Consider the following 16,630-nt stretch of genomic DNA (forward strand, 5'->3'; position numbering starts at 1 on the left):
CTTATTCTTGTCCGTAACGGGTGGCGATCAAGCTCGCAGGTTGGTCATCATTAAGAGAGAGTAAAAACAGCTGGCTATAGTCATCTTCACTTATCGCTTGGATCTCAGGTCCACCAAGGGCTTTAATGATCAGTGGGACAGTGTTTGAATGCCCAACGATGAGTGTATTGCCCTTTACAGCATGCACTTGTTCGACAATGTGTTGAATATGTCCTTCGATAGGTTTGGCTGCTTCTACTATCGTCACAGGTAAATGGCGAGCCTCGGCGATGGGCGCGAGTGTTTGTTGGGTTCTTAGGTATTGAGTCGCAATAAGTTGCGAAAGCGGCGTGCGGCTCAAGGCAGTGATCAGTGATGCTGCGCGTATTTCTCCCTTGGGTGTTAACTGCGGGTTATTGGCTGGCGTGTCGGCTTTTTCTGCATGTCTGACTAAAATAATTAGTCTGCTTTCAGCATGAGCTTGGCTAATGGGAGTAAAGCCGAGGCAAGTGAATATGACGAGGATTGTTAGCAGGCTAAAGCGTTTTATATTGATACCCAGATTATGCTTAAAATAGTGCTTAAGCATGAGTGTAAACCCGTGAAAGCGGAAATGACTCAAACTACGGCCTGCTGCCATGGTGTAACATCCTCTTCTATTGGCTTATGTCTAAGCTCAGCGATAGTAATGATCTGCATTGCGGTGGGTTGGCGCTTTATGCACCTTATTAAAGAATGAACCCACTTAATTTATGTGGGCCTTATCATGGCCTTGTGGTCAGATGGTACTTCAATTCTAAAAATTACTAAAGCTGGTTAAATTTTGGTCGATAATTAAGTCGACCCGAATTGAATGGATAGTCATCATGGAAATCAATAAACCCCCTCAAGTGCAAAGTACTCCTTTGCCACAGAAAAAATATGCTGAAAACGCGGCGTCTAAGGGCACCGAAGTGAGTGATTCGAAGGACGCGAAAGCCACAGAAGTAACCTCGAAGCAAACTGCGCAGCAAACGAGCAAGCAGCTGATGAATCAAGCGATTTTATCGGCACAGCAAGATGTAAATATCAAGTCAGGCGATCAGTCTATGGCCTTGCTTTATCGCGCAGCGATAGAGTCGATTAATAAAGAATTAGCGCCCACTATGGGCGAGAACGCGATTCAGACGGCTTACGATAATGGCGTAGATACTTCTCCAGAAGCGACTGCAGATCGTATCGTGAGTTTTGCGACGCAGTTTTTTAGCATTCACCAACAACAAAATTCGGGTATGAGTCTAAGTGATCAACTCGATAGCTTTATGGGGATTATTGGCGGTGCCATCGACAATGGCTTTAAAGAGGCTAAAGATATTCTGTCCGGCCTTAAAGTATTGCAGGGTGATATTGCCGATGGTGTCGATAAAACCTACAGCTTAGTGCAAGAGGGGCTGCAAGCCTTTAGAGATAGCTTTAACAAGAAGACTGATGAGACAGCATCGAGTCCGAGTTAATACCTCGGTATTTTCAGTTCTATATTCAGTGTTATAGTCATAAGCCCCTTATATAAGGGGTTTTTGTTGTGCAGAAAAAAGTCTATGCTGGAAGCCTATTTAACGTTTCGCTTGAGGGCAAGTTATGTGGATTAGGGGACAAGTGATAGAACGTATTGATTGGAGTGATAAGTTATTCTCATTGCGCATTGCTGCCGAGTTAGCTCCATTTATTCCTGGTCAGTTTATCAAGTTAAGTCAAATGCAAGATGATAAGCGTGTGGCTAGAGCCTACTCCTTAGTAAATTCTCCCGATAAACCCTATGCCGAGGTGCTCGCAGTTGCGGTAGAGGATGGCCTGTTATCGCCTCAATTACACAACCTTGCAATAGGCGATGAAATTGAAATTACCTCAACCGCGACCGGTTTTATGACCTTAGCTGAAATACCTAAGGGGGAACTCCAAGGGAAGCATTTGTGGTTTTTAGCCACAGGAACAGCAGTAGGGCCATTTTTGTCTATGCTCGACACCGATGAACCTTGGGAGCGTTTTGAAAAAGTCGTGCTTGTGTATGGCGTGCGCGAGGCACAGGATTTGGCATATCTTGATAAGCTGCGTAATTTAGAACGCAAATACCCTGAACAATTTACATTAGTCTTGAGTGTGACCCGTAAACCCTTTGCCGATGCTTTGCAGTGCCGCATTCCCGAGGGGATCGTCTCGGGTGAAATCGAAAAAAAGGCAGGATTAACCTTAAACGCAGCTGACTCTCAAGTTATGATCTGCGGCAATCCGGGTATGATTAACGGTGCGCAAGCCGCTTTACTCGATAAAGGGTTAGTGAAGAATTTACGCCGTGCTCCTGGGCAAATTACCGTTGAAAAATACTGGTAATCTCAATTTTACATAGAAGGCGAGAGTAAACTTGTTTCCGTTCTTGCCCCTAAAAAGCCATAGCGTTTAATGCAAACAAAAGGAAATTTTTGATGAAGTTGTTAAGTTCTCAAGCTTCGCCCTATGCCCGTTGTGTAAGAGCCTTAATCCAGTATCTAGGGATTAACAATATTGAAGAGCAGTTAGTTAATCCCTTTGAAAACAGCGCAGAATTACTCGATGCTAACCCGTTAGGACAGATCCCGTGTCTTATTACCAACGATGGTGTAGCACTATTCGATAGTGAAGTGATCATGCGTTACCTAGATGCAGAGCTTGGCGATCGTAAGATGTTTGGGATCTCAAATAATAACTGGGTGCTGGAGTGTCAGTATTCTTTAGTTAAAGGCTTAATCGATAGCGCGGTGAAATTACGCCAAGAGCAAATGCGTGAAGAAGAAGGCGTGAGATCAGTATTTTGGACTGCACGTTTTGAACAAGCACTGCTGCGCGGCCTTATGCAGATTGAGCTTCAAACTGTGATCACCCAAACCACGATTCAAGCACCGCAATTAGCCTTGATTTGCTTACTCGATTATGTGGATTTTAGACATCCAGAGCTAGATTGGCGTAAGGTTGCACCTGCGACAGCACTTTGGTTCAGTGAAATGCGTGATTTACCTGCATTTATTCAAACTCGTCCCCAATAATCCGCAGAGGATGCTCAACCGTCGGTTGCGCGTCTTCCTCTTGGCCTATCACGGCGATTTTGTTCACCAAAAGCGCCGAATAACTCACGAGTAACCCCATATTCTACTCTGCGATCATTGCCTAGTTGGCGCCTGTTTTCATGGTGTTGATAGCGGCATTGGCAGTTTGCCATAGTGCATTCTTCCATCGGAATTTCGGGCGCATCTTTCGATAAAAATCGTTTTCCAGAAAGCGCTTCAATCTGCTCACAGCAACTGCCGTTATTCACTATGCTCACACTGTGAAAACTGTGAGTTTTATTAATACTGGGATCTGCAGCTTGAGAAGAGTTTTTATGTCTTTTGGGACTAGTATTGAGTTTGAATAAGCCAAATAGCGCAATTGCGGCTACGCCTAGCAGCAAAACAGTTAACATAGCGCCTCCTGAAAGCATTTTAATCAAATTAAGGTTCAGTTTAGTTTGATTTGAGATAATCTCAAATTTTCAGATTAATGCCATTAAAAACATAAAGTTAATTAGCTGCTTGCTCTCAAGTTCTGTATCTATTACTCTTGCGAAACTGATAAGCATTATCATTAATGCGTTAGTGTTCAAATTTTACTGAACACGTCATCACTTTGGGGAGAATTCGGTAATGAAATGGGTAACTTGCGCGGCTGTTGTTGGGTTAATGTCGGTTGGGCATTCAGCGAATGCAGATGATAAATTAACCGTTTATTCTTATCGTCAAGCTTTCTTGGTGGAGCCTATCCTGACGCGTTTCACCGAAGAAACTGGCATAGGTGTGAATTTGGTATTTGCTAAAGACGGTATTGCCGAGCGTCTCGTCCGTGAAGGCCGTTTATCCCCAGCGGATCTTGTGCTGACGTCTGATTTTTCACGTTTAGTTGAATTAGTGGATAAAGATCTAACCTCTCCAGTCAAAAATCCCCTGCTAGAGAGCAATATTCCTGCGCAGTATCGCGATCCCGATGGCCAGTGGTATGCCCTGACTATGCGGGTGCGAAATCTCTATACAGCCAAGGATCGTTTAGGCCAGCAGCAATTGACCTATGAAGAATTAGCCGATCCCAAATATAAAGGAAAGATTTGTACTCGCAGTGGTAAACATCCATACAACATAGCGTTAGTCGCATCTATGATTGCTCATCACGGTGAAGCTGAGGCAAAAACTTGGTTACAAGGCGTGAAAACTAATTTAGCCCGCAAACCTCAGGGGAACGACAGAGGGCAAATTGCCGCAGTAAAAGAAGGTGTGTGTGAGATCGCCATTGGTAATAGCTACTATTACGGCAATATGTTGCAGGATCCTGAGCAAAAGGCGATTGCCGAAGCTGTGACGCTCAACTTCCCGAACCAAGCTGACCGCGGTGCCCATGTGAATGTGTCTGGCATGGTACTAACTCGCCATGCGCCTAATAAAGCCAATGCGATCAAATTGATGGAGTTCTTATCCGCCGATGTGGCTCAAAAGGCTTATGCCGATGTGAATATGGAATATCCAGTGAAAGCCGATGTGGCACCTTCATCTTTAGTGGCTTCATGGGGTAAGTTTAAGTCAGATCAATTGCCCATTTTTAAGTTGGCAGAATATCACCAAGCGGCGGTTAAGCTATTAGATGAAGTGCAGTTTGATCTCTAGCTCCAGTGCTAGCGACAAAATGCAGATTTAGGTTATTAGCGCCAGTGATTGGCGCTGTGACGTTTTAAGGATTGACATGATTTTAGGATTAGCCAGAAGCTGGTCGCTTGCTGGTTATGCCGTGGCCGCCTTGCTGGTATTGCCACTATTTGCGTTGATATTTCAAGCTTTTCAGCCTGACGAAGCCGTGTTTGGGCACTTGATGGCAACGGTTCTGCCGACATATATCATTAATAGTTTATTGCTGATTTTCTGGGTGAGTCTGGGGGCGTTATTACTCGCGTTACCTTGCGCTTGGTTGATGGCTCGTTGTGACTTTGTAGGCAGGCGATATTTGCAATGGGCGCTATTATTGCCCCTCGCTATGCCTGCGTATATTGTTGCCTACGTCTATACCGATTTACTCGATTATGCGGGGCCAGTGCAGCGCGGTCTTCGTTCGATATTTGGCTGGGACTCACCGCAGGATTATTTCTTCCCCGATATTCGTACCTTAGGCGGCGCGGCGTGTATGTTGTCGCTGGTATTGTTTCCCTATATTTATCTCTTGGCGCGTACCGCTTTTATGGAGCAATCCTTAAGTTTGGCCCATGCTTCGCGCATTATGGGTTGTTCACCGTGGCAAAGTTTTTGGCGTTTATCTTTGCCTATGGCAAGGCCTGCGCTCGCCGTTGGGGTGGCTTTAGTGGCGATGGAGACGGCCGCTGATTTTGCAACGGTTAACTATTTTGCCGTGCCCACCTTAACGACAGCCGTGTACGACACTTGGCTGGGTTATGGCAATTTGACCGCCGCCGCTAAGTTATCGGCGATTATCTTGCTGGTGGTATTTAGTCTGATTGGATTTGAGCGTTTTGCCCGTCGTAAACAGCAGTTATTCCAAAAACAATCACGTATACAAGTCACTGACTTGTATCGACTCTCGATGACTCAAACCTTAGTTGCACTCAGCTTTTGCGGCATGCTATTGCTATTAGCCTTTCTGTTACCTTTCGGGATTTTATTATCCTATGCGATTGGTTACTTTGAACAAAGCTGGGATAAGAGTTTTTGGCAATTGAGTCTTAACAGCCTCAGTCTTGCGCTGATCACCAGTTTACTCTGTTGCTTAATCGCCTTACTGCTGATGTTCGTTCGCCGGATAAGCCCAAGACAGAGTGATGCTTTGCCCTCACGGTTAGCTTCGACGGGCTATGCCTTACCAGGCACTGTGCTGGCTATTGGGGTATTAGTGCCTTTAACTATGCTAGATTTTGCGATTAACGATCTGGCGGATCTTGTCGGCATAGCAGGTCCTGGTCTTATCCTTACAGGCAGTGTGATGGCATTGATTTTTGCTTTTTGTGTGCGTTTCGTGGCAATTGCGATTGGCAGTGTTGAAAGCAGTTATAAACGCATCTCGCCATCGCTAGACATGGTGAGCCTGACCATGGGGCAAACTCCTAGGCAACTTTTGCGGCGGGTGCATTTGCCTTTACTTGCCAAGGGATTGTTTGCGGGCGCTTTATTGGTGTTTATCGAAAGCATGAAGGAACTGCCCGCTGCGTTATTGCTGCGGCCTATCGGCTTTGAGAATCTTGCAACTTATGTATTCCAGTTTGCGTCCGATGAAAAACTCGAGCACGGCGCATTAGCTGCTATTGTGATTGTACTGGTGGGTTTAGTGCCGCTTATTTATTTAAACCGTTCATTGGAGCATCACAGCTGATGACAAGTACGCTCAAGCTTAAGCAAATTCATAGCGATTATCAGGGCCAGCAAGTACTTAAAGGTTTGAGTTTAACGGTCGCTCAAGGGGAAATCCTGGCGTTGTTAGGCCCAAGCGGTTGTGGCAAGACGACCTTATTACGTGCGGTTGCTGGATTACAGTCCATAAGCCAAGGTGAAATCCAGATTAATGGCCGCATAGTGAGTGGCAATAGCCAGTTTGTACCTAGCGAGCAGCGCGGCATCGGCATGATTTTTCAAGACTATGCGCTTTTCCCTCATTTGACTGTGGCGGAAAATATCCTCTTTGGGGTGGCTAGATTGTCGGGCGCAGAACGTCAGGCACGTTTGGATGAAATGCTAGCCTTGGTCAAACTTGAAGGGTTGGCACAGCGTTATCCCCATGAATTATCTGGCGGTCAGCAGCAGCGAGTTTCCATTGCGCGAGCACTTGCCTATGAGCCGCAATTATTGCTGCTCGATGAGCCTTTTTCCAATATTGATGCCCAAGTGCGCTACGAGATGATGGCGGAAATTCGCAGCATCTTAAAACAGCGTAATGTCAGCGCGGTGTTTGTTACTCATAGCAAGGATGAAGCCTTTGTATTTGCAGATACTTTAGCCATCTTTAATCAAGGCATCATAGTGCAACATGGTAGTGCCGAAGCTTTATATGCCGCCCCAAACAGCCGCTATGTGGCGGACTTTTTAGGTAGCGGTAATTACTTACCTGCAGCAGTGTTTGATGGGCACAGTGTTGTCACTCCCATAGGTCATTTAACCAGCCTCACGCCATTAAATTTGCCGAACGAGTTCAGTGGAACAGTATTCTTGCGACCACAGCAATTGACGCTCAGCGCCGATGAACAGGGCGTTGGTACTATCACTGAGCGACGTTTCTTAGGCGCCTTTTGTCATTATTGGGTCAAAATTGAGGCCGCTTCCCATGCTTATTATGTGGAGGTGCGTAGCCAAATGATGCAGCTAAGTATCGGTCAAAAGGTTGGGGTAACGACTGAGCCGCATTCGCTTGTGTTGTTTGAATCTTCAGCATATTCAAACTGTGGGGACCCAATCTAAGCGATGAGTAATTATTTAATGCAGATATGACATAGCCAACTAAAGTACGACATTTTTGCTTACGTTTAACTTGGGTCTATGTGGTATTGGTTGGTGATATTTTCGACCATCCTTGCTACTTTTATCCTCCGGTTTTGGAGGAATTATGATAAAAACAATAAATTCAATTTGCACCCTCGTTATTGTAGCAACGGCAATATCGTCTTCAGGAGTGATGGCCATGGATAGGATCACAGGTAAAGCCTTCGCAACGCGATCAGAAGTGTATGCAACCCAAGGGATGGCGGCGACCAGTCAGCCTTTAGCTACACAAGTTGCTATTGATATACTTAAACAGGGCGGCAGTGCGGTCGATGCAGCGATTGCCGCTAACGCCATGTTAGGGTTAGTCGAGCCAACGGGCTCGGGTGTCGGTGGGGACTTATTTGCTATCGTCTGGAGCGCAAAAGATAAACGCCTCTATGGTCTTAATGCATCGGGGCGCAGTCCCAAATCCTTAAGTTTAGAAAAGCTTAAATCCCTCGGATTAGACTATTTACCGCCGCTTGGACCTTTGCCAGTTTCTGTACCGGGCACTGTTGACGGTTGGTACGAGCTGCATAATAAGTTTGGTAAATTAGCTATGGCTGATAATCTCGCGCCTGCCATTCATTACGCCCGTGATGGTTTCCCTGTGTCAGAGTTGATTGCCTATTACCTTGATGGCAGTGGTAAAAAACTGGCTAAATTCCCCGGTTTTAAAGAAACCTATATGCCTAATGGTAAGATGCCTGCCGTAGGGGAAATCTTTAAAAATCCCGCGCTTGCTAACACTTATGAGAAAATTGCCAAGGGCGGTCGCGATGCTTTCTATAAAGGTGATATTGCCAAAAGTATCGATAAGTACATGAAATCCCAAGGTGGTTATTTAAGTTATGATGACTTAGCGAGCCATACTAGCGACTGGATAGATCCCGTTTCGGTGAACTACCGTGGTTACGATGTGTGGGAACTGCCACCTAATGGTCAAGGCATTGCGGCGCTACAAATCTTAAAAACGATGGAGCCCTTTAATGTGGCTGCCATGGGCTTTAATAGTCCTGAATATGTCCATTTATTTGTCGAAGCAAAGAAACTCGCCTTTGCCGACAGAGCTAAGTTTTATGCCGACATGGCCTTTAATAAAGTGCCCGTTACCGAGCTTATCTCACAGAAATATAACTATGATCGCGCTAAGTTGATTGACCTTACAAAAGCCGCCAAAAGTGTCGATGCGGGTAATCCAGCGTTGCAACATGGCGATACTGTGTACCTGACTACTGCCGACAAAGATGGCAACATGGTGTCACTCATTCAGAGTAATTACCGTGGTATGGGGTCAGGGATGACACCGCCGGATCTCGGCTTTGTGCTGCAAGACCGCGGGCAAATGTTTGATTTAACGGAAGGGCGTTTTAATACCTACGCACCGGGCAAGCGTCCATTCCATACCATTATTCCGGCTTTTGTGACCAAAGACGGTAAACCTTGGCTGAGCTTTGGGGTGATGGGCGGCGCGACTCAGCCACAAATGCACGCGCAGATTGTAATGAATCTGATTGATTTTAAAATGAACTTGCAAGAAGCGGGCGATGCCCCCAGAATTTTGCATATGGGTTCAACCGAGCCCACAGGCGAAGTGATGAATGATGGTGGCTACGTCAGTCTGGAATCAGGTTTTCCGGTAGAAACCCGTCGTGAGTTGATTAAGAAAGGCCATGTGCTGCGTGATGGACTTGGGGAGTTTGGTGGCTATCAAGCCATTGGATTTAATGCCGAAACTGGCGTATATCGTGCGGCCTCTGAGAGTCGCAAGGATGGTCACGCCGCAGGCTATTAACACTAAGATAAATGCTAAGGTAAACTCAACACTGAGTGAACCTGACGTCATGGATTCGATTTAACTGATTGGCGAGACTTTAATGGTCTCGTCAATTTTTATGTTTAAGGGTCTGGGGTAGGATAATGCTCCGCTATTGGCATTATCATAAACAGATCAGAGCAAACTGTGCGTTAGTTAATGTCATTTTTAGGTAAAGTTGCGGATAATATTGCCGAAAATGAATTTAGAAAAAGGGTGATAACCAAATGGATATTCAAAATATGCCGCGTGAACAGTTGGGTGTGTGTGCAGAGGGGAACTTACACAGTGTCTATTTGATGTTTAATGCCAATGACAATGTCGAGTCGCAATTACGTCCCTGTCTTGCCAACGTTGCGCAGTATATTTATGAGCTGACAGATCAATATTCCGACAGTGCATTCAATGGTTTTGTTGGTATTGGTGCTAATTATTGGGATAGCCTCTATCCTACTGCTCGCCCTGAACTGCTCAAACCTTTCCCTGCGATGCAAGTGGGCAGTCGTGAAGCGCCTGCAATTGAATATGATTTATTCGTGCATATTCGCAGTGATCGTTACGACATTCTGCATTTAGTGGCTAATGAAATCAGCCAAATGTTTGAAGACTTAGTGGAGTTAGTTGAAGAAGAGCGTGGCTTTAGATTTATGGATAGCCGTGATTTGACTGGTTTTGTCGATGGCACCGAAAACCCTAAGGGGCGCCACCGCCAGGAAGTTGCACTTGTGGGTGATGAGGATCCTGAGTTTAAGGGTGGCAGCTATATTCATGTGCAAAAATATGCCCATAACTTGAGTAAGTGGCATAGGTTACCAGTTAAAAAACAAGAGGATATAATCGGTCGTACTAAGCAAGATAATATCGAGTATGAATCTGAAGATAAGCCACTGACCAGCCATATCAAGCGCGTTAATCTTAAACATGCCGATGGTAAGTCAATGGAGATCCTGCGTCAGAGTATGCCCTATGGTTCGCTGAAGGAGCAGGGATTAATGTTTATCTCTAACTGCCGCACGCCAGAACATTTTGAAAAGATGCTGCATAGCATGATGTTTGGTGATGGCGAAGGCAATCATGATCACTTGATGCATTTTACTAAGGCGATGACAGGTTCATCTTTCTTTGCCCCTGCACTGGATTTTATGCTGCAGTTCGACGAATAAGCTTTCTATAATCAAGCCGAATTAGTATCAATCGAGACGCACTTAAGCTAACGCCTAAGTGCGTTTTTTTATGCTAATGCGCGGGAACCCATTTTTTGATATCGAGCTGCCATTGCAGGGCGGTGAAATCGATAAAGGCGCGCACTAGATTTTGCTGATAACTGCGGGACAAATATACCGCCCACAGGGTTTGGCCTGGTGTCGTAAATTCGGGTAAGACTTCTTTGAGCTGACCACTGGCAAGGTATTGGTTAGCCAAGTCACAGGGTAACCGCACTATGCCATGTCCACGTAGCGCCGCACTGACCAACACTCCCATATCGTTAGCCCTAAGATTCCCTGTAACTTTGACGTGCTCGGCTTGCAGTTCTTTTAGAAAAGGCCAGTTTTGTTGCGCTGAGTGTATGAGGCAGTTGTGGGCCAGCAGATCTATGGGTTCGAGGAGTGGCGTTGCGCTATCAAGATAGCTCGGCGCCGCGCAAAGTACCGCATCTATGGTCATCAAACGCCGAGCTATGAGATTCTCATCGGGTTGCTCGGTATAACGTAGCGCCACGTCGACTCTCTCATCTACCAATTGCGCAAAACTGTCCGACATCACCAGTTGAATGTTGACCTTAGGATGAATTTTAATAAAGCGATCGACGACATCAAACAGACTGTGCTGCCCAAGGCCAATAGGCGTAGCGATACGAATACTGCCTACCAGTTCACTGTTATGGCTGTGGGCACGGCTCTCCATGGCCGCAACTTCACTTAAGATCCGCTGGCAAAATTGTAGCGCTTCCTCACCCTGCAAAGTCAAGCTGGCGCTGCGCGTGGTGCGGTGTAATAAGCGTAAACTCAACCACTGCTCCACTTCTTGAATATGACGGGAAACCTGCAGGCGGCTGAGGTCTAAATGTTCGGCAGCTTTGGTAAAGCTGCCACAGTTTGCGACTTCGACGAAACTGCGTATTGCGGCAATTTTATCCACATTAGTATCCTATATTGAAACAATCATGCTCAATTATTGATGTTTATTAGGTGAAAAACTGCAAGTAAACTGGATCCAATGTAAATCATCTGAGTGGGACAATGAAATGAAAATCGCAATTTTAGGTGCAACGGGTTGGATTGGTGGTGCAATTTTAAAAGAAGCACAGAGTCGTGGACATCAAGTGACAGCATTAGTGCGTGATCCAAGCAAGTTATCCGTGGCTGACGTGGCAGTACGTGCCGTGGATTTAGAGCAGCCATTGGTCGCCGATACTTTTGCTGGCGTAGATGTCGTGATTGCCGCCGTTGGTGGCCGCGCCCAACAAAATCATGGTCTAGTGGCGAGTACGGTTCAGCATTTACTGGATGTGCTGCCTAACGCTAACGTGTCACGTTTATTGTGGGTCGGTGGTGCTGGGAGTTTAGAAGTGGCGCCGGGTGTGGCGCTGGTCTCTAGCCCAGATTTCCCTGCAGCATATAAAGATGAGGCGTTAGCTCAGGGTGAAGCTTTGCAGGTATTCCGTGCGGCGCAAACTGCAATCAATTGGACCTTTGTGAGCCCAGCCGCTGAGATTTATCCCGGTGAGAGTGAAGGCCCGTACCGTCTTGGTGGCGACAGCTTCTTTACCGATGCTAATGGTCAAAGCCGTATCTCTGTAACCGATTACGCAAAAGCCATGGTAGATGAAGCCGAAAAGGGCGCTCACCCAAACCAGCGCATCAGTGTGGCTTACTGATATCGTTATAGTTGAGTTAGATATTGTGAGTTAGATATTGTGCTTGAATGTGTAACGTAATCGGGACAATGGCCAAATAACCAGCGCTATATTGCACTTCAAAATGTACAGATAAAATAGAACAGGTCAGCTCACTGACCTGTTTTTTTATTCTGCGTAATTGAATAAAGATTTGATGGTTTCTAAGGTATCGGCGATATCTTGGATGCTCGATGGGCAAATAAAGATAGTGTCGTCACCGGCAATCGTACCCAAAATGCCTTCTGGTTTACCGATAGAATCCAACAAGCGGGCAATCAGCTGCGCGGCACCTGGGCTAGTTCGCACGACGATCATAGCTTGGTTGTGATCGACGTCGAGTACCAAATTCTTCAGCGGGCTACCCGCTGTGGGTACGCCTAATTCGGCTGGTAAGCAATACACCATCTCTTGCTTAGCGTTGCGAGTCCGCACTGCGCCGAACTTGCTGAGCATGCGTGACACTTTTGATTGGTTAATATTACCAAAGCCTTCAGCTTGCAAGGCGGTGACGATTTCACTCTGAGAGCCAAAGCGCTCTTCTTTTAAAATCGACTTAAAAATTCTAACAAGGTCATCCTGATTCTTGGTCGTTTGCATAATATTATTATTCGTTATTCAAAAAAACAGGCCCATTTTGAATATTTTTAGAAAAATTGTCAACAAATAACCAGATTGGTTGAATAAAAATTCACTAAGCCCCAGTGGTTAAGCGTTTGTAGGGGGCGTAAAAATCCCAATTTGAGTAATTGTTCTACATTGCTTCTACGTTATTCCGGAATTCTTTTGTCCCACGACTAAGGGATAATTGAAATTGTTGTGACATTCCAGTAATGTGACGCCAACGCAAATTAGATCCATGTCACACATATCCGAGAAATAACGGAGATAACTATGAAAGTTGCTGTACTTGGTGCTGCTGGTGGTATCGGCCAGGCTCTTGCCCTACTGTTAAAAACTCAATTGCCTGCGGGTTCACAATTGTCTCTATATGATATCGCACCGGTAACTCCGGGTGTTGCGGTTGACTTGAGCCACATTCCAACTGCTGTTGAAATCAAAGGTTTTGCTGGTGAAGATCCAACGCCTGCCCTAGTGGGTGCTGACGTTGTTCTAATTTCTGCTGGTGTTGCACGTAAGCCTGGTATGGATCGTTCAGATCTGTTCAATATCAATGCCGGTATCGTTCGCAACCTGATCGAAAAAGTAGCGGCAACTTGCCCTACGGCTTTGGTTGGCATTATCACTAACCCAGTTAACACGACTGTAGCTATCGCTGCAGAAGTGATGAAAAAAGCGGGTGTTTACGATAAAAACCGTCTGTTCGGTATCACGACTCTAGACGTGATCCGTTCTGAAACTTTCATCGCCGAATTAAAAGGCCTGAACGTTGCTGACGTTAAAGTGAATGTGATCGGCGGCCACAGCGGCGTGACCATTCTGCCATTACTGTCTCAAGTTGAAGGCGCGACTTTCACTGACGAAGAAGTGGCAAGTTTGACGACTCGCATCCAAAACGCGGGTACAGAAGTGGTTGAAGCTAAAGCCGGTGGCGGTAGCGCGACTCTGTCTATGGGTCAAGCGGCTTGCCGTTTCGGTCTGTCTCTGGTTCGTGGTCTGCAAGGCGAAGCTAACATCGTTGAATGCGCCTATGTTGACGGCGGCAGCGAGCATGCTGAATTCTTCGCACAACCTGTGCTGTTAGGCAAAAACGGTATTGAAAAAGTACTGCCTTACGGTGAAGTGAGTGCATTCGAAGCTAACGCTCGTGATTCTATGTTAGATACGCTAAAAGGCGATATCAAACTAGGCGTTGATTTCGTTAAATAATATTTCGGATAATCTTTTTAGATTATGAGGAATTAAAAACGGAGCCATTGAGCTCCGTTTTTTTTATGCCTGGGTTTTACACTTTACCAAGCTAATTCAGCGGCGCTTAGTGGGAATTTGGCAATTATCGTCGCAGCGGGCTTTGCCCGTCAGTAAATAAGAGATGCGATATCTGTGTTTTGCGAATCTGAGATAGCACCAATCGGCGACAGTTTTAATCACGGGCAGGCGTAATAGTTGGATCCAAGCGTGCGTCCCTGTCAGTGCCCACGCTTTACACGTGACATCTAACCCGAGTAACACTTCGCCCGTTGCGGTTTCGCCATGGAGAATCGTATTGGCGTAGTCTCTATCGATATGGCTGAAGCGCTCACTAAAGTCTGGCGCATTTAAATCCTCAAGCGCAATCAAGTTCTTCGGATCGCGCGCTTTCAGTTGACGCATTTCGGCGCTACATAATGGACAATTCCCATCGTAAAAAATCCGCAGTTCCATCGGTATTACCTCTGATGACTTGATCACAATACTTGGTCTAAGCTCTTGGCTTGAGTACTTAAGCTTGGTTTTCTTCTACCCTATACGCAGAAAAAAGGGTTTTAGATCGAAGCGATTGTAGAACGGATCCGCATCTCATTCGGCTTTTTATTAGGTTAAATTTAAACGAGTGCAGTAACATCTTGGTTATTCATCAGTTTAACTTGATTGCTGATTTTTAAGTGAACAAGGTAAAGCCTGACAAATAACGACTCAAAAGGATAGGTATGACATCTCCCATCATTATCACAGGCGTGGGTAAGCGCATAGGTTACGCCTTAGCCAAACATTTTCTCGCCCAAGGTCAGCGCGTGATTGGTACTTATCGCAGCCATTACGCTAGCATTGATGAGCTGAACGCCTTAGGTGCGACCCTGTATCCCTGCGATTTTTATGATGATGTCCAAGTGAGATCCTTAATTGCTGAGTTAGCTAAATTGCCGCAAATTCGCGCCATTATTCACAATGCTTCAGACTGGCAGCCTGATCCTGTGCTTACAAAGAATGAGCCTTTAAAGAGTGCCACTTTTACAATGAGTGAAGTGCTGCAGCGGATGATGCAAGTGCATGTGAGCGTGCCCTATCAGTTGAACTTGGCCTTAGAGGCGCAGCTACGTGCTGGCGATGAAATCGGCGGCAGTGATGTGATTCATATTACTGACTATGTGGCAGAGAAGGGCAGTCAGAAGCATATCGCCTATGCTGCCAGTAAAGCCGCGCTGCATAATATGACGCTATCCTTTGCCGCCAAATTTGCGCCTGAGGTCAAAGTGAATTCGATTGCGCCAGCGATGATCCTATTTAATGCGGGTGATGACGCAGCCTATCAGCAAAAAACCTTAGCCAAAGCGCTGTTGCCGAAAGAGGCGGGGAATGAGGAGATTATCGACTTAGTGGAATATCTGCTGAATAGCCACTACGTCACCGGTCGTTGCCATAATGTCGACGGCGGCCGGCATTTAAGGTAGAGATGGCTCTAGAACGCCACTGCATGGCTGTAGAATCTAGCTTCTAGATCCTTCTTTTTCAAAACGTCAGTACCCGACTTGGGGTGATGATAAATGGCAAAGGCACATCCCAATGTTCGCAAGGTAAACTCGTCACTTGCTGACAGTCGTGGGCGTAACCCATAGGCAAAGGTTTACCTTTAAGCTGCCAGTTTGCCAGCGTCCTATCGTAATAGCCGCCGCCCATGCCCATACGATTTCCCATTAAATCAAAAGCCACTAAGGGTGTGATAACAACATCTAACTCTGTCACTGGGATAATGGCGCGCACATCTAATTTAGGTTCTAAGATGCCAAATTGATTGGGTTGCATGGGGGTATCTGCGGTGTAATGCAGGAATAATAATTGTCCGGCATTGAAGGGATGTAACCTAGGCAGATAGGTGTTTATGCCCATTTGCCATAGCACAGCGATCAGCGGCGGCGTGGCGAGTTCGCCATCGTGGGTGAGATAAAGCGCCACATGTTGCGCATTTTGGGCCTGCAATGCATCGAGCATTCGTTGGCTGGCGCTTAAGCTTGCTTGGGTTTGCTCGGTTTCTGAAAGGGATTTGCGGGCGGTGCGAATGCTTTTGCGTAACTGATTGCGGTTTTCTTGCATATGAATGGCGATATTTGCCACATGGCTAGCGACATCAGTCATTTCACCAACAGCAGCAACCTCTACGGCAAGGTGCGCCGTGTCGCTTTGGGTATTCAAATGAGAAAGTTTGGAGGATGTAGACATAAATTAAGATGCTCCCCAGAATGCCGCTACCGGTGTAGCCCTTGAACCGTAGGTTCAAGGCGGGTAAATGATTACCTCCTAAGGCTTCTCGGTACAAGCCGAGCATGCACAATGTCAGTAAAGCATTCACCCTGAGATAAAAATTATCGGCACAGGGACATTACCAGTTGGCATGCATCCCAGGGAGCAAAACGGTATTGAATCGCTAAAACATTGGTTTATGTTGATAAGCCAGTTTAGCCATTCACTGTGCGTCAGTCGGTTTAACTCAAATGGTGTTAAATCACCAAG

The 16,630-nt window shown here is 46.1% G+C and carries 17 protein-coding genes and 1 other RNA gene; 11 read left to right on the plus strand and 7 right to left on the minus strand.

From position 1 onward, the window contains the following. Nucleotide 1: 1 nt before the first annotated feature. Nucleotides 2-619, minus strand: coding sequence for a SixA phosphatase family protein (locus HGO26_RS08860; RefSeq protein ID WP_168824647.1), 618 nt, complete (start codon nucleotides 617-619; stop codon nucleotides 2-4). Between the two features lie 226 nt (nucleotides 620-845). Here HGO26_RS08860 and HGO26_RS08865 point away from each other — a divergent pair, with 226 nt between their 5' ends. From HGO26_RS08865 to HGO26_RS08875, 3 genes are all read left to right on the plus strand, one after another. Then, nucleotides 846-1,472 carry a DUF5610 domain-containing protein gene (locus HGO26_RS08865; RefSeq protein ID WP_168824649.1) on the plus strand — a complete coding sequence of 209 codons (627 nt, stop codon included), beginning with the start codon at nucleotides 846-848 and terminating at the stop codon, nucleotides 1,470-1,472. A gap of 124 nt (nucleotides 1,473-1,596) precedes the next feature. Further along, complete coding sequence (locus HGO26_RS08870; protein ID WP_105250220.1) at nucleotides 1,597-2,346, plus strand: ferredoxin--NADP reductase; 750 nt, start codon at nucleotides 1,597-1,599, stop codon at nucleotides 2,344-2,346. Between the two features lie 92 nt (nucleotides 2,347-2,438). Beyond that, complete coding sequence (locus HGO26_RS08875) at nucleotides 2,439-3,035, plus strand: glutathione S-transferase N-terminal domain-containing protein (RefSeq protein ID WP_131525196.1); 597 nt, start codon at nucleotides 2,439-2,441, stop codon at nucleotides 3,033-3,035. A 14-nt stretch (nucleotides 3,036-3,049) separates the two neighbouring features. Here HGO26_RS08875 and HGO26_RS08880 read toward each other — a convergent pair whose 3' ends face one another. Then, entirely contained in the window at nucleotides 3,050-3,451 is a 402-nt protein-coding gene (locus HGO26_RS08880; RefSeq protein ID WP_168824652.1) for a hypothetical protein, read from the minus strand. Between the two features lie 220 nt (nucleotides 3,452-3,671). On the opposite strand from HGO26_RS08880, the gene HGO26_RS08885 reads away from it, so the two are divergent. The 5 genes from HGO26_RS08885 to HGO26_RS08905 all read left to right on the plus strand — a co-directional run bounded on the left by HGO26_RS08885 (nucleotide 3,672) and on the right by HGO26_RS08905 (nucleotide 10,508). Further along, a complete protein-coding gene (locus HGO26_RS08885; protein ID WP_131525198.1) occupies nucleotides 3,672-4,679 on the plus strand; it encodes a Fe(3+) ABC transporter substrate-binding protein in 1,008 nt (335 codons plus the stop codon). 76 nt (nucleotides 4,680-4,755) lie between these two features. Continuing rightward, the gene (locus HGO26_RS08890) at nucleotides 4,756-6,387 is read left to right on the plus strand and encodes an ABC transporter permease (protein WP_131525199.1); all 1,632 of its coding nucleotides are present in this window, start codon (nucleotides 4,756-4,758) and stop codon (nucleotides 6,385-6,387) included. Next, the gene (locus tag HGO26_RS08895) at nucleotides 6,387-7,466 is read left to right on the plus strand and encodes an ABC transporter ATP-binding protein (protein ID WP_168824654.1); all 1,080 of its coding nucleotides are present in this window, start codon (nucleotides 6,387-6,389) and stop codon (nucleotides 7,464-7,466) included. The genes HGO26_RS08890 and HGO26_RS08895 overlap by 1 nt, the downstream gene beginning before the upstream one ends. A 145-nt stretch (nucleotides 7,467-7,611) precedes the next feature. Next, nucleotides 7,612-9,324, plus strand: a complete 1,713-nt coding sequence (ggt, locus tag HGO26_RS08900; RefSeq protein ID WP_168824656.1) for a gamma-glutamyltransferase — start codon at nucleotides 7,612-7,614, stop codon at nucleotides 9,322-9,324. Between the two features lie 248 nt (nucleotides 9,325-9,572). Next, nucleotides 9,573-10,508, plus strand: a complete 936-nt coding sequence (locus HGO26_RS08905; protein ID WP_168824658.1) for a Dyp-type peroxidase — start codon at nucleotides 9,573-9,575, stop codon at nucleotides 10,506-10,508. A 73-nt stretch (nucleotides 10,509-10,581) separates the two neighbouring features. Here the strand turns inward: HGO26_RS08905 and HGO26_RS08910 are convergent, their stop codons facing one another. Beyond that, nucleotides 10,582-11,484, minus strand: coding sequence for a LysR family transcriptional regulator (locus HGO26_RS08910; protein ID WP_113939097.1), 903 nt, complete (start codon nucleotides 11,482-11,484; stop codon nucleotides 10,582-10,584). 106 nt (nucleotides 11,485-11,590) lie between these two features. Between HGO26_RS08910 and HGO26_RS08915 the strand changes: the two genes are divergently transcribed. Then, the gene (locus tag HGO26_RS08915; protein WP_168824660.1) at nucleotides 11,591-12,223 is read left to right on the plus strand and encodes an NAD(P)-dependent oxidoreductase; all 633 of its coding nucleotides are present in this window, start codon (nucleotides 11,591-11,593) and stop codon (nucleotides 12,221-12,223) included. A gap of 147 nt (nucleotides 12,224-12,370) precedes the next feature. On the opposite strand, the gene argR is transcribed toward HGO26_RS08915, so the two are convergent. After that, complete coding sequence (argR, locus tag HGO26_RS08920; RefSeq protein ID WP_006080175.1) at nucleotides 12,371-12,841, minus strand: transcriptional regulator ArgR; 471 nt, start codon at nucleotides 12,839-12,841, stop codon at nucleotides 12,371-12,373. A gap of 294 nt (nucleotides 12,842-13,135) precedes the next feature. On the opposite strand from argR, the gene mdh reads away from it, so the two are divergent. Further along, nucleotides 13,136-14,071 carry a malate dehydrogenase gene (mdh, locus tag HGO26_RS08925; RefSeq protein WP_105250210.1) on the plus strand — a complete coding sequence of 312 codons (936 nt, stop codon included), beginning with the start codon at nucleotides 13,136-13,138 and terminating at the stop codon, nucleotides 14,069-14,071. Nucleotides 14,072-14,167: 96 nt separating this feature from the next. On the opposite strand, the gene HGO26_RS08930 is transcribed toward mdh, so the two are convergent. Continuing rightward, on the minus strand, nucleotides 14,168-14,566 hold the full coding sequence (locus tag HGO26_RS08930) for a thiol-disulfide oxidoreductase DCC family protein (RefSeq protein ID WP_168824662.1): 399 nt from the start codon (nucleotides 14,564-14,566) through the stop codon (nucleotides 14,168-14,170). 266 nt (nucleotides 14,567-14,832) lie between these two features. Here HGO26_RS08930 and folM point away from each other — a divergent pair, with 266 nt between their 5' ends. Continuing rightward, complete coding sequence (folM, locus tag HGO26_RS08935; protein WP_168824664.1) at nucleotides 14,833-15,573, plus strand: dihydromonapterin reductase; 741 nt, start codon at nucleotides 14,833-14,835, stop codon at nucleotides 15,571-15,573. A 58-nt stretch (nucleotides 15,574-15,631) separates the two neighbouring features. On the opposite strand, the gene HGO26_RS08940 is transcribed toward folM, so the two are convergent. Further along, entirely contained in the window at nucleotides 15,632-16,339 is a 708-nt protein-coding gene (locus tag HGO26_RS08940) for a 5-formyltetrahydrofolate cyclo-ligase (RefSeq protein WP_168824666.1), read from the minus strand. 8 nt (nucleotides 16,340-16,347) lie between these two features. Then, nucleotides 16,348-16,528, minus strand: a non-coding RNA gene (gene ssrS, locus HGO26_RS08945) — 6S RNA. Nucleotides 16,529-16,630: the final 102 nt, after the last annotated feature.

It is taken from the genome of Shewanella oncorhynchi (assembly GCF_012584455.1).
In the GTDB taxonomy this organism is placed as follows: domain Bacteria; phylum Pseudomonadota; class Gammaproteobacteria; order Enterobacterales; family Shewanellaceae; genus Shewanella; species Shewanella oncorhynchi.